The organism is Nocardioides sp. P4_G10, from assembly GCF_056401175.1.
Genome location: NZ_JBFUJV010000004.1, coordinates 129406 through 152265 on the forward strand (window position 1 = coordinate 129406; position 22860 = coordinate 152265).

At 71.2% G+C, this 22860-nt stretch carries 16 protein-coding genes, 2 tRNA genes and 1 other RNA gene; 10 read left to right on the top strand and 9 right to left on the bottom strand.

What is annotated here, in order from left to right; all coding sequences use genetic code 11:
- Window positions 1–44: 44 nt before the first annotated feature.
- Window positions 45–133, bottom strand: a tRNA-Ser gene (locus AC1DP1_RS07620).
- A gap of 95 nt (window positions 134–228) precedes the next feature.
- On the opposite strand from AC1DP1_RS07620, the gene ffs reads away from it, so the two are divergent.
- From ffs to AC1DP1_RS07655, 7 genes are all read left to right on the top strand, one after another.
- Window positions 229–319, top strand: an RNA gene (ffs, locus tag AC1DP1_RS07625) — signal recognition particle sRNA small type.
- A gap of 78 nt (window positions 320–397) precedes the next feature.
- Window positions 398–2614: a DNA polymerase III subunit gamma and tau gene (locus AC1DP1_RS07630; protein ID WP_477506354.1), complete on the top strand. Its 2217-nt coding sequence runs from the start codon at window positions 398–400 to the stop codon at window positions 2612–2614.
- 48 nt (window positions 2615–2662) lie between these two features.
- Window positions 2663–3040: a YbaB/EbfC family nucleoid-associated protein gene (locus tag AC1DP1_RS07635; RefSeq protein ID WP_191194125.1), complete on the top strand. Its 378-nt coding sequence runs from the start codon at window positions 2663–2665 to the stop codon at window positions 3038–3040.
- A gap of 9 nt (window positions 3041–3049) precedes the next feature.
- Window positions 3050–3646 (top strand): recombination mediator RecR, encoded by a 597-nt coding sequence (gene recR, locus AC1DP1_RS07640; protein WP_191194126.1) that lies wholly within the window; start codon window positions 3050–3052, stop codon window positions 3644–3646.
- Window positions 3643–4224, top strand: coding sequence for a DUF5063 domain-containing protein (locus AC1DP1_RS07645; protein ID WP_191194127.1), 582 nt, complete (start codon window positions 3643–3645; stop codon window positions 4222–4224). Before recR ends, AC1DP1_RS07645 begins: the two co-directional genes overlap by 4 nt.
- A gap of 90 nt (window positions 4225–4314) precedes the next feature.
- On the top strand, window positions 4315–5613 hold the full coding sequence (locus AC1DP1_RS07650; RefSeq protein ID WP_477506355.1) for an aspartate kinase: 1299 nt from the start codon (window positions 4315–4317) through the stop codon (window positions 5611–5613).
- A 124-nt stretch (window positions 5614–5737) separates the two neighbouring features.
- Entirely contained in the window at window positions 5738–6778 is a 1041-nt protein-coding gene (locus AC1DP1_RS07655) for an aspartate-semialdehyde dehydrogenase (protein ID WP_477506356.1), read from the top strand.
- Between the two features lie 102 nt (window positions 6779–6880).
- Here the strand turns inward: AC1DP1_RS07655 and AC1DP1_RS07660 are convergent, their stop codons facing one another.
- The 5 genes from AC1DP1_RS07660 to AC1DP1_RS07680 form a co-directional block, all read right to left on the bottom strand.
- Complete coding sequence (locus AC1DP1_RS07660; RefSeq protein WP_477506357.1) at window positions 6881–7474, bottom strand: hypothetical protein; 594 nt, start codon at window positions 7472–7474, stop codon at window positions 6881–6883.
- Window positions 7475–7535: 61 nt separating this feature from the next.
- Window positions 7536–7612: transfer RNA gene (locus AC1DP1_RS07665), tRNA-Pro, on the bottom strand.
- 94 nt (window positions 7613–7706) lie between these two features.
- The gene (locus AC1DP1_RS07670; protein ID WP_477506358.1) at window positions 7707–8339 is read right to left on the bottom strand and encodes a dihydrofolate reductase family protein; all 633 of its coding nucleotides are present in this window, start codon (window positions 8337–8339) and stop codon (window positions 7707–7709) included.
- Window positions 8340–8350: 11 nt separating this feature from the next.
- Window positions 8351–8911 (bottom strand): dihydrofolate reductase family protein, encoded by a 561-nt coding sequence (locus tag AC1DP1_RS07675; protein ID WP_477506359.1) that lies wholly within the window; start codon window positions 8909–8911, stop codon window positions 8351–8353.
- Window positions 8912–8984: 73 nt separating this feature from the next.
- The gene (locus AC1DP1_RS07680; RefSeq protein WP_477506360.1) at window positions 8985–9908 is read right to left on the bottom strand and encodes a metallophosphoesterase; all 924 of its coding nucleotides are present in this window, start codon (window positions 9906–9908) and stop codon (window positions 8985–8987) included.
- Window positions 9909–9934: 26 nt separating this feature from the next.
- Here AC1DP1_RS07680 and AC1DP1_RS07685 point away from each other — a divergent pair, with 26 nt between their 5' ends.
- On the top strand, window positions 9935–10393 hold the full coding sequence (locus AC1DP1_RS07685) for a GatB/YqeY domain-containing protein (RefSeq protein ID WP_477506361.1): 459 nt from the start codon (window positions 9935–9937) through the stop codon (window positions 10391–10393).
- A gap of 18 nt (window positions 10394–10411) precedes the next feature.
- On the opposite strand, the gene AC1DP1_RS07690 is transcribed toward AC1DP1_RS07685, so the two are convergent.
- The gene (locus AC1DP1_RS07690) at window positions 10412–12796 is read right to left on the bottom strand and encodes a transglycosylase domain-containing protein (RefSeq protein ID WP_477506362.1); all 2385 of its coding nucleotides are present in this window, start codon (window positions 12794–12796) and stop codon (window positions 10412–10414) included.
- 195 nt (window positions 12797–12991) lie between these two features.
- Between AC1DP1_RS07690 and AC1DP1_RS07695 the strand changes: the two genes are divergently transcribed.
- Window positions 12992–13279, top strand: coding sequence for a WhiB family transcriptional regulator (locus AC1DP1_RS07695; protein WP_191194136.1), 288 nt, complete (start codon window positions 12992–12994; stop codon window positions 13277–13279).
- On the opposite strand, the gene bagB is transcribed toward AC1DP1_RS07695, so the two are convergent.
- On the bottom strand, window positions 13265–14416 hold the full coding sequence (gene bagB, locus AC1DP1_RS07700; RefSeq protein WP_477506363.1) for an ATPase BagB: 1152 nt from the start codon (window positions 14414–14416) through the stop codon (window positions 13265–13267). The genes AC1DP1_RS07695 and bagB overlap by 15 nt on opposite strands.
- Before the next feature lie 64 nt (window positions 14417–14480).
- Entirely contained in the window at window positions 14481–15506 is a 1026-nt protein-coding gene (gene bagA / locus AC1DP1_RS07705) for an ATPase BagA (protein WP_477506364.1), read from the bottom strand.
- Window positions 15507–15737: 231 nt separating this feature from the next.
- On the opposite strand from bagA, the gene AC1DP1_RS07710 reads away from it, so the two are divergent.
- Window positions 15738–22691: an OmpL47-type beta-barrel domain-containing protein gene (locus AC1DP1_RS07710; protein WP_477506365.1), complete on the top strand. Its 6954-nt coding sequence runs from the start codon at window positions 15738–15740 to the stop codon at window positions 22689–22691.
- Window positions 22692–22860: the final 169 nt, after the last annotated feature.

The following is a 22860-nucleotide window of genomic DNA, read 5'->3' on the forward strand; positions in this document are numbered from 1 at the left end:
GTACGACGAAGGCCCCGCACCAGCAGGTGCGGGGCCAACGTGTGTGGCGGAGGTAGGGGGATTCGAACCCCCGAGGGCTATTAACCCAACCCGCTTTCCAAGCGAGCGCCATAGGCCACTAGGCGATACCTCCGCCGAGGAGAGTACCGGTCGGTCCGGCGGCCGGTGAAATCGCCCGCCGAGCCCTCGGTTTGGGTGGCCGTCCGGGCCTCGCCTAGACTCCCGGCCAACCCCCCACGCGGCGTCACCTCGCCCAATTCCCCCAGGGCCGGAAGGCAGCAAGGGTAAGTGAGCTCTGACGGGTGCGTGGGGGGCCTCTTCATGTCCGGACCCGGCCGCGTCGGAAGCAGGTCGCCCACGGTGGTCGCTGTGGGTGGGCACGGTTAGGGTTCACGACGTGGAGTCACCGCTCGCGCTCTATCGCCGCTACCGGCCCGAGACCTTCCAGGAGGTCATCGGGCAGGACCACGTGACCGAGCCGTTGCGTGCGGCGCTGGCGGCCAACCGCGTCAACCACGCCTATCTCTTCTCCGGACCGCGCGGGTGCGGCAAGACCACCTCGGCCCGCATCCTCGCCCGCGCGCTCAACTGTGCGCAGGCCCCGATCTCCGACCCGTGCGGCGAGTGCGACAGCTGCCGCGACCTCGCGCGCGGCGGCCCGGGCTCCATCGACGTCATCGAGATCGACGCGGCGTCCCACGGTGGTGTGGACGATGCCCGCGACCTCCGCGAGAAGGCGTTCTTCGCCCCGGTGCGCGACCGCTACAAGGTCTACATCATCGACGAGGCCCACATGGTCACCACGCAGGGCTTCAACGCCCTGCTCAAGCTCGTCGAGGAGCCGCCGCCCCACCTGCGGTTCATCTTCGCCACGACCGAGCCCGACAAGGTGTTGCCGACCATCCGCTCGCGCACCCACCACTACCCCTTCCGGCTGATCCCGCCGCGGCTGCTCAGCGACTACCTGTCGCAGCTCGCCGCCGAGGAGGGCGTGGCGATCGAGCCCGCCGCCCTGCCGCTCGTCGTGCGTGCCGGCGCCGGGTCGGCGCGTGACACGCTCTCCGTGCTCGACCAGCTGCTCGGTGGCGCCGGTCCCGGCGGGGTGACCCACAAGGTGGCGACCGACCTGCTCGGCTTCACGCCCGACTCGCTCCTCGACGAGGTCGTCGAGGCATTCGCCACCCGTGACGGTGCGGCCGTCTTCTCGGTGGTCGACAAGGTCGTCGAGACCGGGCAGGACCCGCGCCGCTTCACCGAGGACCTGCTGCGCCGGCTGCGCGACCTCGTCATCGTCACCGCGGTGCCCGACGCTCCCGCGACCGGGCTCATCGACGTCTCGGAGGACGCCGGCGAGCGCCTCGTGGCCCAGGCCGCGCGCTTCGGTGCGATCGAGCTCAGCCGGGCCGCCGACATCGTGGCCGCCGGCCTCACCGAGATGCGCGGCGCGACCGCGCCCCGCCTGCTGCTCGAGCTGCTCTGCGCACGCGTGCTGCTGCCGGGCGCCGACCACACCGCCGACGGCGTGATGGCCCGCCTCGAGCGGCTCGAGCGCCGGATGGACGTGACCGGAGCCCCGGCGCCCGCCGCAGCCGCCGCTCCGTCCCGACCGGCCGCCCCTGCCGCGGCCCCGGCGCCGTCCGGAGCACCGTCGGCTCCTCCGCAGGCGGCGCCCCCCGCCGCCCCCCAGGCGGCTCCCCAGTCCGCGCCCGAAGCCGCACCCGGGGCCGCGCCGTCGTCGGCGCCGCAGGCACCCCGAGGCGACGAGCCGGTCCCGCCGCCCCCGATGCCGGTGGCGCCCACGGGCGTGCCCGCCTCACCCGCCCGCGACGACGGTCCGCCGCCGCCCCCGCCGATGCCGGGGTCGCAGCAGCCCGCGACGCCGCAGGCGCCACCCGTCGTCGCCGAGCCGGCGCCGACACCGGCCGCCGCCGCTGCCGGGCCCGACGCGCCGGTGGCCGAGCAACCAGCTGGTCCGCGCGGCGGCCTCAGCCTGGTCGACGTACGCCGCCTGTGGCCCGACATCCTCGAGCAGACCAAGAACCGCCGCCGGCTGGCCTGGATGGTGCTCTCGCAGCACGCCCACGTGGTCGACGTCGACGGAGTCCGGCTGACCGTCGGCTTCGCCAACGCCGGCGCCCGCGACTCCTTCGTCAACGGTGGCTGCGACGAGATCCTGCGCCAGGCCGCCATCGACGTCGTCGGGATGGACTGGCGCGTCGAGTCGATCGTCGACCCGTCGGGTGCGGCCGCGGAGGCGCCGGTGATCCGCCAGGCGGCCACCGACTCCGCACCCTCGGTCCCCGCCGCGGCGCCGACCGGACCTCCGGGCGCCCCTGCGCAGGAGGCGCCCGACGGCCCGCCGTCGTGGGTGACCGGCGACGCCGCCCCGTCGTCGGCTCCCGCAGCCCCGCCGCCGGTCTCCGCCGCTCCCGCGCGTGAGGCGCTCGAGGCGGCCCGGGCCGGGGGACCGGCCGAGCCGGCCGCCCCGGTGCGCTCCGCCGACGACGACGTCGACCCCGACGACCCCGACGCCGACTCCGCGGCCATCGACACCGAGTCGCTGCTCAGCCAGACGCTCGGCGCCAAGCTGATCGAAGAGATCAAGAACGACTGACCCGATGACCGGCCCCAACCCCACCCCAGACCTGCAGCGGGAGACCCGATGACCCAGAACCCCTTCGACGCCCTCGGTGGCGGCGGCTTCGACATGAACGCCCTGCTCCAGCAGGCGCAGCAGATGCAGCAGCAGCTCGAGGAGGCGCAGGCCAACCTCGCCCAGCAGACCGTCGAGGGCACCGTCGCGGGCGGTGCCGTGACGGTCACCGCCAACGGTGTCGGCGAGCTGGTCGGCGTGACGATCCGCTCGGGCGAGTTCGACGGGACCGACCCCGACGACCTGTCCGACCTCTCCGACCTCATCGTCGCCGCCTACCGCGACGCCCGCGCCAAGTCGGAGGCGCTGGCCGGCGACTCGCTCGGCCCGCTGACCGAGGGTCTCGGCGGAGGCGGCGGCATGCCCGGTCTCCCCGGGCTCGGCTGAGGGGCCTCGTTGTACGAAGGTGTCGTCCAGGACCTGATCGACGAGCTCGGCCGCCTGCCGGGCGTCGGTCCCAAGAGCGCGCAGCGCATCGCCTTCCACCTGCTCCAGGCCGAGCCCACCGACGTACGCCGTCTCGCCGACGTGCTGATCGAGGTGAAGGCCCGGGTGAAGTTCTGCTCGACGTGCTTCAACGTCAGCGAGGACGAGCAGTGCCGCATCTGCCGCGACGAGCGCCGTGACCCGAGCGTCCTGTGCGTGGTGGAGGAGTACAAGGACGTCGTCGCGATCGAGCGCACCCGCGAGTTCCGCGGCCGCTACCACGTCCTCGGCGGCGCCATCTCGCCCATCGACGGCATCGGCCCCGACCAGCTCCACGTCAAGGAGCTCATGCCGCGCCTGGCCGACGGCACGGTCACCGAGGTCATCCTCGCCACCGACCCCAACCTCGAGGGCGAGGCCACCGCGACCTATCTCACGCGCCTGCTCCTGCCCATGGGGTTGCGCGTGACCCGCTTGGCGAGTGGACTGCCTGTGGGCGGTGACCTCGAGTACGCCGATGAGGTCACGCTCGGACGAGCGTTCGCCGGAAGGAGATCAGCCGAATGACCGAGACCGACGAGAGGGTGTTCGGCGAGCAGATCGCCGACTCCGTGGAGAGCTTCCTGCTCGCACTGCGCGCCATCGCCCGCGAGGGCAACGGGTCGCAGGCGGTGTCGCTGCTGCTCCTCGAGATCAGCCAGGTCCTCCTGGCCGGTGCCCGGATGGGCGCCCAGAACGACTTCACGCCGCGCGAGGAGTTCCAGCCCGACGTGGGGCCCGAGGCCGACATCGACGACCTGCGGCTGCGGCTGGCCGAGATGCTCGAGGGCGTCGACGACTACTCCTTCGTCTTCGACCCCTACATCCCGGAGGTGGTCGTCAGCCGGCTCTCCGACGACCTGGCCTCGATCGCCATCGACCTAGAGAACGGCCTGCGCCACTACCGCGCGGGCAACGTCGACGAGGCCCTGTGGTGGTGGCAGTTCTCCTACGTCAACAACTGGGGCAACCTGGCCGGTGCGGCGCTCAACGCGCTGCTGACCGTCGTCGCGCACGACCGTTTCGACACCGACTTCGAGGCCGACGCCGACGCCGTGGCCGTCGCGGATGAGATGCTCGGGAGCGCCCCGGTCGCGCGCCCGTAGAATCGGCGGTGGCCTGTCGGCAACGGCGCCGACGGGCACGCCAGAGCTCCGCGGCCGCTGAGGGCCGCACACCGATCCCGAGGACCAACCGTGGGCATTGTCGTGCAGAAGTACGGCGGCTCCTCGCTCGCCGACGCCGACGCCATCAAGCGCGTCGCCCGGCGCATCGTGGACGTCAAGAAGGCCGGTCACGACGTCGTCGTGGCGGTGTCCGCCATGGGTGACACCACCGACGACCTGGAAGACCTCGCCAACGGCGTCTCGCCGCTGCCTCCGGCGCGGGAGATGGACATGCTGCTCACCGCGGGTGAGCGCATCTCGATGGCGCTGGTCGCCATGGCCATCAGCGACCTGGGCTACACCGCGCGCTCCTTCACCGGCTCGCAGGCCGGCGTGATCACCGACTCGGTCCACGGCAAGGCCAAGATCATCGACGTCACCCCGGGCCGCATCACCCAGGCGATCGGCGAGGGCCACATCGTGATCGTGGCGGGGTTCCAGGGGGTGTCGGCCGACACCAAGGAGATCACCACGCTCGGCCGGGGCGGCACCGACACCACCGCGGTGGCGCTGGCCGCCGCCCTCGAGGCCGACGTGTGCGAGATCTACACCGACGTCGACGGGGTCTTCACCGCCGACCCGCGGATCGTGCCCAGCGCCCGCAAGCTCAGCAAGGTCTCCTACGAGGAGATGCTGGAGCTGGCCGCGTGCGGCGCGAAGATCCTGCACCTGCGGTGCGTGGAGTACGGCCGCCGCTACGGCATCCCGATCCACGTCCGGTCGTCGTTCAGCCAGCTCGAAGGCACCTGGGTCGTCAACGACCCGCAGCTCAACCCCGCACCAGCCGGTCCCAGTGAGGGAGACACCATGGAACAGCCCATCATCGCCGGCGTGGCCCACGACCGCAGCGAGGCCAAGATCACCGTCGTCGGCGTGCCCGACAAGGTCGGCGAGGCCGCCCGCATCTTCGAGGCCCTGGCCGACGCGCAGATCAACCTCGACATGATCGTGCAGAACATCTCGGCCGCGGCGACCAGCCTCACCGACATCTCCTTCACGCTGCCCCGCAGCGACGGCCAGGTCGCGATGACCGCGCTGGCCCGCATCCAGGCCGAGGTCGGCTACGACAAGCTGCTCTACGACGACCAGATCGGCAAGGTCTCGCTGATCGGCGCGGGCATGCGCTCGCACCCCGGCATCACCTCGAAGTTCTTCGCCGCGCTCGCCTCCGCCGGTGTGAACATCGGGATGATCTCCACCTCCGAGATCCGGATCTCGGTCGTCGTGGACGAGAACGCCGTCGACGACGCCGTACGCGCGACGCACACGGCGTTCGACCTCGACGCCGACGAGGTCGAGGCCGTGGTCTACGGAGGCACCGGTCGATGAGCGCGAAGGTCAACCTCGGCATCGTCGGAGCCACCGGCCAGCACACCCCACCCGGTTCTTCGCTCCCCCGCTGCGCTCCTCCGCAAACAACCGCGCGGGGACCCCGTGCCGAATTGGAGTCTTCATGGTCTCGTTAGGGATTGTCGGTGCAACCGGGCAGGTCGGCGTCGCGATGCGCCAGATCCTGCTCGAGCGTGACTTCCCGGCCGACCAGGTCCGCTTCTTCGCCTCCTCCCGGTCGGCCGGAACGGTGCTGCCGTTCGGCGACCGTGAGATCACCGTCGAGGACGCCGAGACCGCCGACACGGCGGGGCTCGACATCGCGCTGTTCTCCGCCGGCGCGACGACGTCCCGCGCGCTCGTGCCGAAGTTCGTCGAGGCCGGCGTGATCGTCGTCGACAACTCCTCGGCCTTCCGCAAGGACCCGGAGATCCCGCTCGTGGTCTCCGAGGTCAACCCCGACGCGATGGCGGCCGTCATCGAGGCCGGGTGCGGCGTGATCGCCAACCCCAACTGCACGACGATGGCCGCGATGCCGGTCCTCAAGCCGCTGCACGACGAGGCCGGCCTGACCCGCCTCATCGTGTCGTCCTACCAGGCGGTCTCCGGCTCCGGCGTCGCCGGCGTCGACGAGCTGGCCAACGCCGTGGCCGCGGCCGGCGACAAGGCGCGCGAGCTGGCCTACGACGGCTCCGCGATCGCGTTCCCCGAGCCGGTGAAGTACGTCGAGCCGATCGCCTACAACGTCCTGCCGATGGCGGGTTCCGTCGTCGACGACGGCCTCAACGAGACCGACGAGGAGCAGAAGCTCCGCAACGAGTCGCGCAAGATCCTCGGCCTGCCCGACCTGCTGGTCTCCGGCCTCTGCGTCCGGGTGCCGGTCTTCACCGGCCACTCGCTCGCGATCAACGCCGAGTTCGAGCGGGCGATGACCCCGGCCCGGGCCCGCGAGATCCTGGGCTCGGCGCCCGGCGTCGAGCTCGACGAGGTGCCGACCCCGCTCAAGGCGGCCGGCAAGGATCCGTCCTACGTCGGCCGGCTCCGCCAGGACCCGGGCGTGCCGGGCGACCGCGGTCTCGCGCTCTTCATCAGCAACGACAACCTGCGCAAGGGTGCCGCCCTCAACACCGTGCAGATCGCGGAGCTCATCGCCGCCGCGCGCTGACCTCCGCTCTGTCCAGCGATCCCCGGTCGACCGGGGATCGCTGAGGTTGTCGGCCCGTGCACGGCCTGACAACCTCAGGGAGAGCCTGACAACCCCGCCCCGTCAGCGGACGTCGTACGACGACGAGCGCGCGGAGGTGCCCGCCGCCGGGTCGTCGTCACTGACGGCCGTGGTGACCCACCACGACGCGGCGTAGGCGATCGCCGACGCCACGGGGACCGCGACGAGCGCCCACCCCTCGTCGAGGGAGCCGAGCAGGAACACCAGCACCAGCACCGCCAGGATGCCGACGGCGAGGAGGCTGGTGGAGCCGGCGTGAGGTACGCCGAGCACGCGGAGCAGCAGGCTGCCGGCCCAGGTCAGCACAGTGAGGACGACCACCAGGATGAGCAGCCCGGGGCCTCCGCCGCACGCCGACGTGCCGCGCACGGCCTCGCAGCCGACCCCGGCCAGCCACGCCAGCAACACGGCGAGACCGCCGACGGCGACGCCGGTCAGGGATGCCGCGGCCAGGCCGCTGACCTGCACCGACGGGAGCCTCCGGGGGCCGGGTCGGGGCTCTGGCGCCGGAGGGGGCCGGACGACCACAGGGGCCGGAGTCTCGACCTCACCCGGGGGAGTGGACTCGTCGGCGACCTTCCTCCTGCGCCGCAGCGAGAAGGACGGCATCTCGAGCGGGGGACGGTCGTCGGCCATGAGGGGCACAGTGCCACATGACAGGAGCTCCCGGACCCACTCTGGGGTCCGGGAGCTCCGGTGGTCGGGCTGACAGGATTTGAACCTGCGGCCTCCTCGTCCCGAACGAGGCGCGCTACCAAGCTGCGCCACAGCCCGCCGCCCGGACCGAGAATTCCAGTCCGGGCAACGCGGGCGAGCATACCGGAGCGGTCGGGGGCTGCCGAAATCGCCCCGGCTCGGTGGGACCGGCTCAGCGTCGCTTGGTGAAGGTGAGGTGGGTGACCCCGCTGGGCGACGACACCGACTCGATGTCGAAGGTGTCCTCGAGCGCCTCGAGGCCGTCCCACAGCCGGGCACCCCGGCCGAGCACGATCGGCACGACCACGAGGTGGAGGTGGTCGACGAGGCCCGCGGCGAGGAAGTCACGCACCACGGACGCTCCGCCGCCGAGGCGTACGTCGAGGTCGCCGGCCGCCTCGCGCGCGACGGCGAGCGCCTCGGCGGGGGAGGCGTCGAGGAAGTGGAAGGTGGTCCCGCCGGCCATCTCGAGCGACGGCCGGGGACGGTGGGTGAGGACGTACGTCGGCGTGTGGAAGGGCGGCTCGTCGCCCCACCACCCCTGCCAGTCGGCGTCGTCCTGCCACCCGGGCGGGCCGAACTTGTTGGCGCCCATGATCTCCGCACCGAAGCCCACCTCGTGGCGGGCCGCGAAGACGGCGTCGACGCCGTGCTGGCCGGCCTCGGGATCCCAGAAGGTGGTGGCGAACATCCACTCGTGCAGCCGCTGCCCCGCGTGACCGAACGGCGACTCCAGCGACTGCGGCTCGCCGGAGCCGAAGCCGTCGAGCGAGATCGAGAAGTTGTGGACCCGGACGAGTGGCACGTGTGGCTCCTTCAGGAGAGGGGCGGGCGGTCGAGCACGGTGGGGACGTAGTCGAGGAGCTGCAGGCGACCGTCGAAGGTACGGCTCTCGACGAGCTCGAGGCGGACGTCGGGATAGCCGTCGAAGACCCGGTCCCGTCCGGTGGCTCCGTTGATCACGGGGAAGACGACCAGCCGGAACCGGTCGACGAGCCCCGCGACGAGCAGCGAGCGGGCCAGCGTGAGGCTGCCGAGGGTGCGCAGCGGCAGTGGACCGACCTCCTTGAGGCCACGGACCGCCTCGACCGGATCGGCGGCCACGAGCCGGGTGTTCTCCCAGCCCAGCGGGTCGCGGAGCGTGGACGAGAAGACGATCTTGTCCATCGTCGCCAGCTGGGCGATGGCCTCGGGCTCCTCCTCCGCCATCCCGGACATCAGCCGGTAGGTGGTCGCGCCCATCAGCGTGGTGTGCTCCTCCTGCTCGCCGAGGAACGCGTAGTAGTCCGGCCCACCCATGCCCCAGAGACCAGGCCAGCCGTCCGCGGCCGCGCAGCCGTCGAGCGACACGATGAGGTCGACCATCAGCTCGGGCACGCCGGCACTCCCTTCTCGCTGGTCCCACACCACCACAACCGGGGGCGGGTGGAAAGGCCCGGGCGGCGAGAGCTCAGGAAGCAGGGACGAGGGTCATCAGGGTGGCCTCGGGACGGCACGCCACCCGGAAGCGGACGTACGGGTTGGTGCCGAGACCGGCCGACACGTGGAGCCAGGCCGAGCCGTCGTCGCCGGGTGCGGAGTCGGCGGGGTGGCGGTGCAGGCCGCGGGCGCGGGCGGGCTCGAGGTCGCAGTTCGTGGTGAGGGCGCGGCCGCCCGGGAGGCACACCTGGCCGCCGTGGGTGTGGCCCGCGATGATCGCGTCATAGCCGTCGGCGGCGAACTGGTCGAGGACGCGGAGGTAGGGCGCGTGGGCCACGGCCAGGCGCACGTCGGCCGTCGCGTCGGCCGGTCCGGCGACGCGCTCCAGGTCGTCGAACGCCAGGTGGGGGTCGTCGACGCCGGCGAAGGCGATGGTGGTGTCGCGCACCGTCAGCGACCCGAAGCCGTTGGTCAGGTCGAGCCACCCGGCCTCGGCGAAGCGTTCCTTGAGGCGGGGCCACGGCAGCTGCGGCGTCGAGGTGTTGCGCTTGCCCGTGTCGGGGAGCAGGTAGAGCAGCGGGTTGCGCATGCCCGGCGCGTAGTAGTCGTTGGACCCGAGGACGTAGACGCCCGGCACGTCGAGCAGTCCGCCGAGGGCGTCGGCGACGACGGGCACGGCACGCATGTGGGCGAGGTTGTCGCCGGTGTCGATCACCAGGTCGGGCTCGAGGTCGGCGAGACCGCGCAGCCACTCCTGCTTGGCGCGCTGGTCGGGTGCCATGTGGATGTCACTGAGGTGCAGCACCTTCAGCGGAGCGTGTCCGGCGGGCAGGAGCGGCACGGTCACGCGGCGGAGGGTGTACTGCCGGGCCTCCCATGCGGCGTACGTCGCCAGGCCCGCACCGGCGAGCGTCCCGAGCCCGAGCGTGCGGCGTACGACGGGGAGGAAAGGCATTCGCCAAGGCTGCCACAATGGTGTTCATGAGTGCTCTGAAGGACCGTCTCCGCGCCGACCTGACCACCGCCATCAAGGCGCGTGACGAGCTGCGCTCCTCGACCATCCGGATGGTGCTGACCTCGATCACCAACGCCGAGGTCGCCGGCAAGGAGGCCCGCGAGCTCTCCGACGACGACATCATCGGCGTCCTGTCCACCGAGGCGAAGCGTCGCCGGGAGGCGGCCGTGGCGTTCCAGGAGGCCGGCCGCACGGAGATGGCGGCCAAGGAGGCCGCCGAGGGCGAGGTGATCGCCGACTACCTCCCCGCCCAGCTCGGCGACGCCGAGATCGCCGACCTGGTGGCCGCCGCGATCGAGCAGACCGGCGCGGCCGGTGAGGGGATGCGCGCGATGGGCAAGGTGATGGGCGTCGTGACGCCCCAGGTCAAGGGTCGTGCCGACGGAGGTGCCGTGGCGGCCGAGGTGCGCAAGCAGCTGGGCTGAGGCCCCTCGGGGGACGCCTCAGCGCCGGCCGCCGCCGTTGCCGCGACCCCGGCCGCCCCCGTTGCCGTTGCCGTTGCCGTTCCCGCTGTTGCCCGCGGAGGGCGGCGGGGGCACGTAGCCGGTCGAGGTGTAGAGCGTCACCGTGTCGCCGCTGCTGAGCTGACCGCCGCCCTCGGGTGAGGTGTAGGCGACCAGGCCGGCGCCGGTCTCGGAGTTGACCTGGCCCCCGTCGGCGACGGTGAACCCGGCGGCCTGGAGCGCCGCGGTCGCGGCCTCGACGCTCTGGCCGGCCACGTCGGGCACGGTGCTGAGCACGCCGGCGATCTCGTCGCCGGGCGGCGTCTGGAAGTCCTCGTAGGGCAGCTTGGCCGACGCCGCGGCCATCGCCTCGCCCCAGATCGGGCCGGCGACGGTCGAGCCGAAGGCGCTGCTGATGTAGCTGCCGCCGACGACCTGGCCGTTGAGGGTCTCCCACTCGCCGAACTCGTTGGCGCCGGCGACCATGGCTGCCGTGGCCAGCGTCGGGGTGTAGCCGACGAACCACACGGCCATGTTGCTGTTGTTGGTGCCGGTCTTGCCGGCAGAGGGCTTGTCGATGGCGATGTTCTGACCGAACCCTCCGGGCTCCATGACGCCGCGCAGGATGTCGTTGACGGCGTCGGCGGTCGCGCCGGGCATGACCTGCTCGCACTGGCTGGCGAAGTCCTTGAGCGACGCGCCGGACGAGTCGAGCACCTGGGTGACCGGACGTGGGTCGCAGTGCAGGCCGCGGGCGGCGAAGGTGGCGTAGGCCTGCGCCATGGTCAGCGGGTCGGCGTCGGAGACGCCGAGGATCCACGACGGGACCTGCTGGGCCTGGGGCACCTTGACTCCCATCTGCTTGGCCAGCTCGAGCGGCTCGCACATGCCGGTGCGGGTCTCGAGCTGGGCGAAGAAGGTGTTCACCGAGTGCTGGGTGCCGCTGTAGAGGTCGTACGTGCCGGCGCCGGTGGAGTTCTGCGGGTCCCAGCCCATCTGGTCGCCGGCGTAGGGGCCGTCGCAGGTCTCGAAGTCCCAGTCGTCGAAGTGCATCGTCTGCGGCGAGTTGATGCTCGTGCTCAGCGGGATGCCCTGGTTGATGGCGGCGGCGAGGACGAAGAGCTTGAACGTCGATCCTGCCTGGAAGCCGTTGGCGTCGCCGTACTTCTTCGGGACGGTGTAGTTGAGGTAGGTCTCCCCGCCCTTCTTGTCCTTGCCCATCGGGCGGGACTGGGCGAGCGCGCGGACGTCACCGCTGCCGGGCTCGATCATCGCCAGGCCGCCGATGGCCTGGTCGGTCTGGTAGACGTGGGAGGCGACCGAGTCGTCGGCAGCCTTCTGCATGTCGAGGTCGATCGTGGTGTTGATCGTCAGGCCGCCGTTGTTCAGCGTGCGGCGACGCTCCTTGGGCGTGTCGCCGAGCACCGGGTCCTTGAGCAGCCAGTTGACGACGTAGTCGCAGAAGAACGGCGCGCGCGACTGCTGGCAGCCGTTGGGCGAGGTCTCGATGTCGAGCGTCTTCGCCAGGGGCCTGCCCTTGAGCCGCTCGGCCTTCTTCTCGGTCAGGATGCCGAGCTGCGCCATCCGGTCGAGGACGACGTTGCGCCGGCCCTCGGCACGCTCGGGGTTGTCGACGGGGTCGTAGCCCACGGGGTTCTTCACGAGGCCGGCCAGCGTCGCCGACTCGAGCAGGTTGAGGTCCTTGGCGTTCTTGGAGAAGAAGTGCCGCGCCGCCGACTGGACGCCGAAGGCACCGTCACCGAAGTAGGCGATGTTGAGGTAGCGCTCGAGGATCCAGTCCTTGCTGTGGTTCTTCTCGAAGGCGATCGCGTAGCGGAGCTCGCGGATCTTGCGCGCGTAGGTCTCCTCCGTCGCGGCCTTGCGCTCCTCGTCGGTCTCCGCCTGGTAGAGCAGCGTCTGCTTGACCATCTGCTGCGTGATCGACGAGCCGCCCTGCACCGAGCCGCCGTTGGCCTGGTTGGTGACGAAGGCGCGGACCGTGCCCTTGAGGTCGAGGGCGCCGTGGTCGTAGAAGCGGTAGTCCTCGATCGCGACGATCGCCTTGACCATCGGCCGCGAGATCGAGCCCAGCGGCACGTTGATGCGGTTCTGGTCGTAGAGCGAGGCGATCAGGTTGCCGTTGACGTCGTAGATGCGCGTCTTCTGCGACAGGTCCTTCGCCTCGAGCGACTCGGGGAGGTTGACCATGCCCTTGCTGACGTCCTTGGCGGCCACGCCGACCAGGCCCGCGAACGGGATGGCGAGGCAGGCGACGAGGACTCCCATGACGACCGCGACGGCAGCCATGACCGCGAGGTGGGACGCCACGCGACCGGCGGGACGGCCCGGGGGGCGCCCGGAGGGCGAGGACGAGCGTGAGGACATGCGCACCAGAGTACGGGGCGGACGCCTATCACCCGGAATTCCAACGGCGCAGCCAGATAGTCACATTGGACTATACGAATTGAGCCACACGGTCTCTGCCTGGACCGGCGAGATTCGTTTACTTTTCATTCTGAGTCAGGGATGGCCGCTATGGGGGCGGCCGACCGGCTCGACAATCACCGTGGGGTTTGACTTATGTGGGTCGAGGACTGGGCAGCACGCGCCGCATGCAAGGGCGACACGCCGGACGCACTGTTCGTGCGTGGCGCGGAGCAGAACAAGGCCAAGCAGGTCTGTGCGGGATGCCCCGTCCGGACCGAGTGCCTCGCCGAGGCGCTGGACAACCAGATCGAGTGGGGTGTCTGGGGCGGTATGACCGAGCGTGAGCGCCGTGCGCTGCTCCGCCGTCGCCCCGGATCGTCGTGGCGCACCATCCTCGAGACGGCCCGCACCAAGGTCGAGGCTCCCTCAGTCTCGGTCTGAGCCCTGGCTCGACAGGCTCTCACCGATCGCGCGGAGGCCGTCGAGGTCGTGGACATCGCTCGCCATCGCGGGCACGACCGCGGTCGGCACCTTCGGGTGGGCCGCAGCGAAGCGCTCGCGCAGGTGCTGCTCGCGCTCGATGATGCGGACCCGGTCGGCGTGGAGCCGGAGCAGACCGGCGGTCAGTGACGAGGAGTCGCCCGACTGCAGCCGGTCGGCGGCGGTGATCGCCGCCTCCGCCGACAGCTCGGTGCGTGCCGACGGGCTGGCCCGGTTGACGACCAGGCCCGCCAGTGGCATGTCGTCGTCGGTGAGCCGGTCCACGAAGTACGCCGCCTCGCGCAGCGCGTCCGGCTCCGGTGCCGCGACCACGACGAAGGCCGTGCCGTCGGCCTGGAGCAGCGCGAACGTCTTGTCCGCGCGCTGGCGGAAGCCGCCGAACAGGGTGTCGAAGGCCGCGACGAAGGTCTGCATGTCGCGCAGCACCTGCGCCCCGAGCACCTTGGTCAGCGCGTTGGTCACGACCGAGAAGCCGGCCGTCATCAGCTTGGCCGGACCGCGGGCCGGGGCGAGCAGCAGCCGGATGAAACGGCCGTCGAGGAAGCTGGACAGCCGCTCCGGGGCGTCGAGGAAGTCGAGCGCGGAGCGCGAGGGCGGGGTGTCGACCACGATCAGGTCGTGGCTGCCGTCGGCCAGCGCCTGCCGGTGCAGCTGGCCCAGCTTCTCCATCGCCATGTACTCCTGCGTGCCCGCGAACGAGCTCGACAGCGCGATGTAGAACGGGTTCTCCAGGATCTGCTTGGCCTTCTCCGGACTGGCCTGCGACTCGACCACCTCGTCGAAGGTGCGCTTCATGTCGAGCATCATCGCGTCGAGCGACCCGCCCGCCTCCGCGTCGACGGCCGCGACCGGGCGCGGGGTGTTGTCGAGCTGACCGATCCCCATCGACTGCGCGAGCCGGCGCGCCGGGTCGATGGTCAGCACGACCACCTTGCGCCCCCGCTCGGCGGCGCGCAGCGCGAGCGCGGCGGACGTCGTGGTCTTGCCGACACCGCCGGCACCGCAGCACACGATGATCTGGGTGGTCCGGTCGTCGAGCAGCGCGTCGACGTCCAGCACGGGTGGGGTGATCGTCATTCGGGGTCCCTGCGGCGTTGTCCGGGGGAGCGGAGCGGGGGAGGAGAACGTCGTGGGGTGGTCTTCATGCCATTCCCTGGTGGCGCAGCAGCTGGGCCAGCTCGACGAGCGCCCCTTGGTCGATCCCGCTCGCGAGCCGCGGCAGCTCGTAGGTGGGCACGCGCTCGGCAGCGACGAGCTCGCGCTGCTCGTCCTCGAGGTGACGTCGTACGGCGTGGTCGCGCGCCTCGGCGACGAGCGACCCCACCAGGCCGGCGTCGACGTCGACCCGGGCGCGGGTCAGCTCGGAGGTCACGGCGGTCGGGTCGACGGTGTCGTCGCGCACCTGTGCCAGCGCGCTCGGGCTGAGGTCCTGCGGTCGCACCAGGTTGACCACGACACCCCCGACGGGCAGGCCCGCCGCGCGGAGCTCGCCGATGCCGTCCGAGGTCTCCTGGACGGGCATCTCCTCCAGGATCGTGACAAGGTGCACGGCCGTGCGCGGCGAGCGCAGCAGCTCCATCACCTTGTCGGCCTGGGTCTTGATCGGTCCCACCTTCGCCAGGCCGGCCAGCTCGGAGTTGACGCCGAGGAACTGGCAGATGCGGCCGGTGGGCGGCGCGTCGAGCACCACGGCGTCGTACGTGATCTGGTCCTTGTGCCGACCGCCGCGGGGCCGCTGCACCGCCTCGTAGACCTTGCCGGTGAGGAGCACGTCGCGCACGCCGGGCGCGATGGTGGTGGCGAAGTCGATGACGCCGAAGCGGTCGAGCGCCTTCCCGGCCCGCCCGAGCTTGTAGTACATCGAGAGGTACTCCAGCAGCGCCGACTCGGGATCGATGTGGAGCGCGTGGACCTGGCCGGCGCGTCCGTCCCGGTCGGGCGCGCCCTTGGCGATGCGGCGCTCCTCGTAGGGCAGCGGGTCGACGTCGAACATCCGGGCGATGCCCTGGCGGCCCTCGACCTCGCAGAGGAGCACGTTGCGACCGGACGTGGCCAGCGCGAGGGCCAACGCCGCCGCGACCGTCGACTTCCCCGTGCCGCCCTTGCCGGTGACGACGTGCAGGCGCACCTTCGGCCAGTCGTCGAGGCGTTCGGCGCTCGCAGTCACGAGCCGAGGATAGCGATCTGGCATCGATTCGTTCCTGTCGCTTCTAAGCGTGAACGCGCGTCTTTGTGTCCACGGAGACCGTCTTTTGCTTGACCGGCAAACAAAAGTCTGCGAACGTCCGCACAGGACCCCTCGTGACCCACGTCACACGTGCGTCCGCACCTCTTTGCTCGCACACGCCCGCACCGCCGTACTCACCCGCCGTACTCACCAGCCCCTGGAGGCCTTGGGATGTCACCCACCACCCCGCGACGAYGGATCGCCCGGCGATCCACCGTCGGCACCGCGCTGACTGCCGTGGTCGCGCTCGTCGGCAGCGTCCTGCTCGGCGTCGCCACCGCCCTGCCCGCTCAGGCCCACGAGGGGCACGGTCACGTGCTGATCTTCACCGAGGACGCCGCGGGCGACTGGCACGACGCGGCCATCGCGCAGGCGACGCCGAAGGTGAAGACGGCGCTGGAGGCGGCGGGCATGACGGTGTCGGTCGTCCACAAGGAGACGGCCGGTGGTTCGGAGGCCGTGTTCACCGACGAGGGCCTCGCGCCGTTCGACGCGATCCTCGTCTTCCAGGCCAACGGCGACCCATGGAACGCCTCCGAGAAGGCGGCGCTGGAGCGCTGGCAGGCGGCAGGCAACGGCATCGCGGCGGTGCACAACGCGCTCGACATGCGCGGCAACTACCCCTGGTGGGACAACATGGTCGGCTCGCTGATGCCCGGCCACGCGCCCACCGGAACCGACCCCGGCCCGTCCGGCGTCGTGCGCAACGAGGACACCACCCACCCGTCCACCAAGCACTTCACGGGCACCGAGGACGTGACCCGCTGGACCCGCAACGACGAGTGGTACAACTTCAGCAACAACGTGCGCGGCACCGCCCACGTGCTCCAGTCCATGGATGAGTCGACCTACTCGGGCGGCAACATGGGCTACGACCACCCGATCACCTGGTGCAAGCCCTACGAGGGTGGCCGCTTCTGGGGCACCGCGCTCGGTCACTTCCCCTCGCACTACGACGAGCCCGACTTCATGGCCGAGCTCGTGGGCGGCGTGAAGTACGTCGCCGGCCTCGAGGAGGGCGACTGCGGCGGCACCGTCTGGAGCAACTTCGAGCGCATCCCGCTCGACCAGAACACCTCCGCCCCCTTCGCGATCGACGTCGCCGACGACGGCAAGGTCTTCTACACCGAGCTCGTCCGCGGCCAGCTGCGGATGTACGACCCCGAGTCCCAGGCCGTGACCACGGTGCTGTCGCTCCCCGTCTACTCCGGTGGTGAGGACGGCCTGCTCGGCGTCGCCCTCGACCCCGACTTCACGACCAACGGGCACGTCTTCCTCTACCGCTCGGCGGAGTCCCCGGACAACGCGAACCCCGACAACTTCTGGTCCACCGTCTCCCGCTTCACGTTCGAGAACGGGTCGGTCGACCCCGCGTCGGAGAAGGTGATCATCAAGATCCCCGCCCGCCGCCTGCCTGACGAGCCCGGCCACACCGGTGGCGGCCTCGACATCGACGACAAGGGCAACCTGTTCATCGGTGTCGGCGACGACGTCAACCCCCACTCCGAGCCGTCGGGCGGCTACGCCCCGCTCTCCGAGCGCGCCGGCACCTTCCACGACGCCCGCGAGACCTCGGCCAACACCAACGACCTGCGCGGCAAGATCCTGCGGATCACGCCGGTCGACGAGCCGGGTCAGCCCGGCATCGGGTCCAGCTACACCGTCCCGGACGGCAACCTGTTCCCCGAGGCCGAGGACGCCGGGCGCGACAAGACCCTGCCCGAGATCTACGCGATGGGCTTCCGCAACCCCTTCCGGTTCTCCATCGACAACGAGACCGGCTGGCTGAGCATGGCCGACTACTCGCCCGACAACGGCACCGACGCCCCCGCCACGCGCGGTCCCGCCGGCATCGCCGAGTGGAACCTCATCAAGAGTGCGGGCAACTACGGCTGGCCGATGTGCATGGGCGGCAACCACCAGGGCCAGAACCCCAACGGTGAGCCCTTCCGCGACGTCGACTACGGCAGCACCACGCCGCTGAACCCGCCGGTCGTCGGTGACTACTTCGACTGCGCCAACCCCGTCAACGACTCGGTGCGCAACACCGGTCTCACCGACCTGCCGCCGGCCCGCGCCGCCGACATGTACTACGGCTACCGCCGCTCGTCGGTCGGTGCCATCCCGCAGGGTGGCGGCCTGGCCCCCATGGGCGGCCCCGTCTACCGCTTCGACGAGGAGCTGGAGTCGGACACGAAGTTCCCGAAGTCGTACGACGGCAAGCCGTTCTTCTACGACTGGGCGCGCAACAAGATGTTCAACATCCAGCTCAAGGACCCGGCCGCGGCTGCGGGCGCGTCGCAGGTGGAGAAGGTCAACCCGTTCCTCCCCGACGTGCCGTTCCTGGCCCCGATCGACTCGAAGTTCGGTCCCGACGGATCGATGTACGTCCTCGACTGGGGCGGCGGCTACGGCCGTGACAACCCGACCTCGGGCCTCTACCGCATCGACTACATCAGCGGCTCCCGCTCGCCGGTCGCCCGCATCAGCGCCGAGCCCGACTCGGGCCAGGCGCCCCTCGAGGTGTCCTTCGACGCCAGCGCTTCGACCGACCCCGAGGAGGAGGACCTCACCTACGCGTGGGACTTCGACGGCGACGGCACCACCGACGCCACCGGCGTGACCGCCACCCACACCTACACCGAGAACGGCGTCTTCAACGCCCGCCTGACCGTCACCGACCCGGCCGACAAGTCCGGTACGACGACGGTCCCGATCACGGTCGGCAACACGCGACCGGTGGTCGAGCTCGAGACCCCGCCCAACGGCGCGTTCTTCGACTTCGGTGACGAGGTCAGCTGGGACGTGAAGGTCACCGACCCCGAGGAGGAGACGGTCGACCCGCAGGCCGTCGAGGTGCAGCCGGCGCTGGGCCACGACGACCACGCCCACCCGCTGGTCGCCTCGCGCGGCTTCACGGGCAGCACGGTCACGAGCGTCGGCGGCCACGCGGCCGACGAGAACATCTTCTACGCCATCGACGCGCGCTACAGCGACACCGGTGGCGCCGACGGCGAGAACCCGCTCCTGGGCTCCGACACCGCGGTGATCTTCCCGAAGCTGCGCCAGGCCGAGTGGTTCGACGCCAAGTCGGGCACCGCCACCCTGGCGCCGGGCCGTGACGCGGCCGGCGGCGGTCAGGTCGTGGTCGGCAAGGACGGCGCCTGGCTGCAGTTCGAGCCGGTCAGCTTCCACCAGATCGAGACCTACAACCTGCGGGTCCAGGCCAACGCCGCGGGCGGCACCATCGAGCTGCGCAAGGGCAGCCCGACCGGTGACGTCGTCGGCACGGCCGAGGTCCCCGCGACCGGCCTGCAGTACCGCGACGTCGCGGTCGACGTCAGCGAGGTGGGCAGCGAGACGATGGACCTCTTCCTGGTCTTCACCGGGTCGAACGACATCAAGCTCAACTTCATGGAGGCCATGGGCCAGGGCATCTCGCCCACCGCGTCCCCGCTGGTCGCCATCACCGCCCCGGCCGACGGCGACAAGCTCGACCCCGGCGCGCAGGTGACGGTCGCGGCCGACGCCTCCGACGCCGACGGCTCGATCGCCAAGGTCGAGTTCTTCGCGGGCGACACCAAGATCGGTGAGGACGCCACCGCGCCCTACACCGCCGACTGGACGACGCCGGACGACGAGGGCCTCTACGAGATCACCGCCAGGGCGACCGACGACGAGGGCAACACCACGACCTCGCGGCTCGTGCAGGTGCAGGTGGGCGAGCTCTTCGGCGACCTGGTCCCGTTCAGCAACGTCAACGGTGAGTTCGAGCGGCTCGGCGCCGGGCAGTTCCGCATCTCCGGTGCGGGCGCCAACGCCTGGCAGGGCACCGACCAGTACACGACGCTCTACCAGCCGGGCGCCGGTGACGACGAGTACGACGCCATCGTGCGGGTCGACGCCAGCACCCTCGCCAACAACTCCGGCAAGGCGGGCCTGATCATCCGCAACGACATGACGCAGCCCGGCACCTCGCCCGGCTACGCCATGCTCGCGTGGCGCCGCGCGGCCGGCATGGAGTTCCTCACCGACCCCGACGGCAACGGCCAGCTCAACGCCTCTGTCGCCGGAGGCACCAGCACGGTCCCGAAGTGGCTGAAGCTCAGCCGCCGCGGCGACCAGGTGTCGGCGTACTGGTCCAACAACGGCACCACGTGGACGCAGATCGGGACGGCCGCGACCCTGGCCAACATCGGCGACACGCAGGACGTCGGCTTCTTCATCATGGCCCACGAGTCCGCGGTCCGGACCGCCGACTTCTCGCAGTTCGCTGTCGACAGCGACCCGCAGGAGCCGGAGCCGGAGCCGGAGACCCCGGGCCAGCCGCTGACCTGTGCCACCGGCCCGGTCTCGGACGAGTTCGACTCGCCGGCGCTGCTCCCCAAGTGGGCGATGCGCAACGCTCCGGGTGCCCCCATCACCCAGGCCGGCGGCTCGCTCCGCCTGCCCGTCACGAACGGTGACATCAACGAGGCGAGCGAGGGTCCGGTCAGCTTCGCCGGCCAGCCCGTGCCCGCCGGCGACTGGACCGCCACCACCAAGCTCACCCTCGAGCACAGCTCGCACTGGCAGTGGGCGGGCCTGGTCGTGCACCAGTCGGACAACGAGTACAACAAGATCGCGTTCGTCCGGCACCAGAACGGCACGCGCCTCGTGGAGTTCCAGTCCGAGACCAACGGCACGCGCACCACGCCTGCCGCCCCGGTCGTAGCCTCGAACTTCCCGAGCACCATCCAGCTCCGGCTCACCAACATGGGCGGCAAGCTGACCGGTGCCTACTCGGCCGACGGGTCCACCTGGACCCCGCTGGCCGGCACGCTCGACCTCAAGACCGGGTCGGCTGCCCGCATCGGGCTGATGGCGGCCGGCGACCTCGGCACCACGCCGCGGGTGGCGGAGGTCGACTGGTTCCGCGTGACGCCGGACCGCACGGCGCCGGCCTTCGAGGCCGACGACGAGTTCGACGGCACCGCGCTGGACGGCTGCCGCTGGGCGGAGTCGGTGCGCTACAGCTCCACCACCGCGTCGGTGGCCGACGGCCACCTCAAGATCGGGACGGAGCCGGGCGACATCAACGGCAACAACCCGGTCCAGCCGCGCAACTTCGTCCTGCAGGACGCGCCCGAGGGTGACTGGGTGGCCGAGACCAAGCTCAAGGCCCCGCTCAAGCACCGCTACCAGCTGGCCGGCCTGCTGATGTACGGCAACGACGACAACTACGCCAAGGCCGACATCGTGGCCTACAACGCACCCGGCAGCGCGCTCGACCTCAGGGCCGAGCTCGCCGCGGAGAAGGGCGGCAACGGCGTCGCGGGCGGTGACGCGATCAACATCCCCGACACCACCGAGAGCGGCTACTGGTGGGTGCAGGTGACCAAGGTCGGCACGAAGTACACCGCCGCGGTGAAGTCGACCGCGGGTGCGTCCTGGACGCCCATCGGCGACGGCATCACCTACGACGGACCGCTCAACTCCCTCGGAGTGATGGCGATCGGTCCCGAGCAGGAGGAGCCGGTCACGGTCGAGTTCGACTACTTCCACCTCGACACCGAGGAGGAGCCGCCGGCCGACACGACCGCCCCGGTCACCACCGCCACCCAGGCCGTGGTCGAGGACGGCGTGCAGGTCACGCTCACGGCGACCGACGAGACCGGCGGCTCGGGCGTCGCGTCGACCGAGTACCGGATCGACGAGGGCGAGTGGACCGACTACACGGCTCCGTTCGTGATCAGCGAGCCCGGCACCCACACGGTCGAGTTCCGCTCGACCGACCTCGCCGGCAACGAGGAGGCCGTCAAGAGCCTCGAGGTGGTCGTCGAGGCCGCCGACGAGGACGCGCCGAGCACCACCCTCACCTGGCAGCCCGCCACGGCTGACGGTGAACAGGGCTGGTACGTCACCGCTCCGAGCTTCGCGCTCGCCGCGGACGACGACGGCTCGGGCGTCGCGTCGACGGAGTACCGCATCAACGGCGGTGCCTGGACGACGTACGACGGCGCGGTGGAGGTGCCCGACGGTGAGCACACCATCGAGTACCGCTCGACCGACGAGGCCGGCAACGTCGAGGACGTCCAGTCCTCGCAGGTGAAGGCCGACACGGTGACCCCGGCGACCGGGGCCACGCAGGAGAAGGCGCCGAACGGGGTGCGGGTGGTGCTCGACGCCACCGACGCCACCTCGGGTGTCGCGGGGACCGAGATCAAGGTCGACCAGGGTGCCTGGAAGGCCTACACCGCACCGGTCGTGGTGACCGGCGCCGGTGACCACACGGTCCGCTACCGCTCCACCGACGTCGCCGGCAACGTGGAGGAGGAGCAGTCCCTCACGTTCACCGTCGACGGACCGCCCGCCGACACGACCGCTCCGGTGACCACCGTGCGGACCGACCCGGGCTCGCCCGACGGCAGCGCCGGCTGGTTCACCACGGCTCCGAAGGTCACGCTCGCCGCGACCGACGCGGGCTCCGGCGTGGCACGCACCGAGTACCGCATCGGCAACGGCGCGTGGACGGCGTACACCGCTCCGTTCACGGTCACCGCGCAGGGCCGCCAGGTCCTCGAGGTGCGGTCGGTCGACCGGGCCGGCAACGTCGAGACGGCGCAGTCGAAGGACCTCGCGGTCGACACCGGCGAGCCGGAGGTCGCCATCTCCGGGATCCGGGCACGCACCTACCCGAGCCACAAGGCGACGGACGTGGCGTGGACGGCGACGGACGCGACGTCCGGGGTCCGGAGCGTGCGGGCGGTGCTCGACGGTGAGACCGTCGAGGCCGGCGCGTGGCAGATGTGGACGCTGTCCACGGGCCGCCACGTCCTCACGGTCACGGCCACGGACGGTGCCGGCAACACCAGCTCGCGCACGGTGGTCTTCACCGTCCGGGCGACCGGCAAGTCGCTGAAGAAGGTCGTGAAGACCGTGGCGTCCGACGGCGAGATCGGTCCCAAGCTCGCCAACAAGCTGCTGCAGGCCGACAAGGACGCCCGCAAGGCCGAGAGGTCGGGCAACCGGAAGGCAGCGAAGAAGGAGCTGAAGGCGCTGCGCAAGCTGGTCCGCACCAAGGTCGACGGGGAGCTCCGCGCGGCCCTGCTCGCCCAGGTGAAGGAGCGCCTGGCCAAGCGATGACGTCGCAGGTCCGGCACTGAGACTGGCCGGGCCCGGGGAGGGTGCCTCTTCCCCGGGCCCGGCTCTTCCATTTCCGGCCATGACTGCTTCGACACCCGCGTTGCGGCACACCCGCCGGGCCGCACTGTGGTGCCCGCCCACACGGTGGCGGCGGTCACACCCCCGCTAG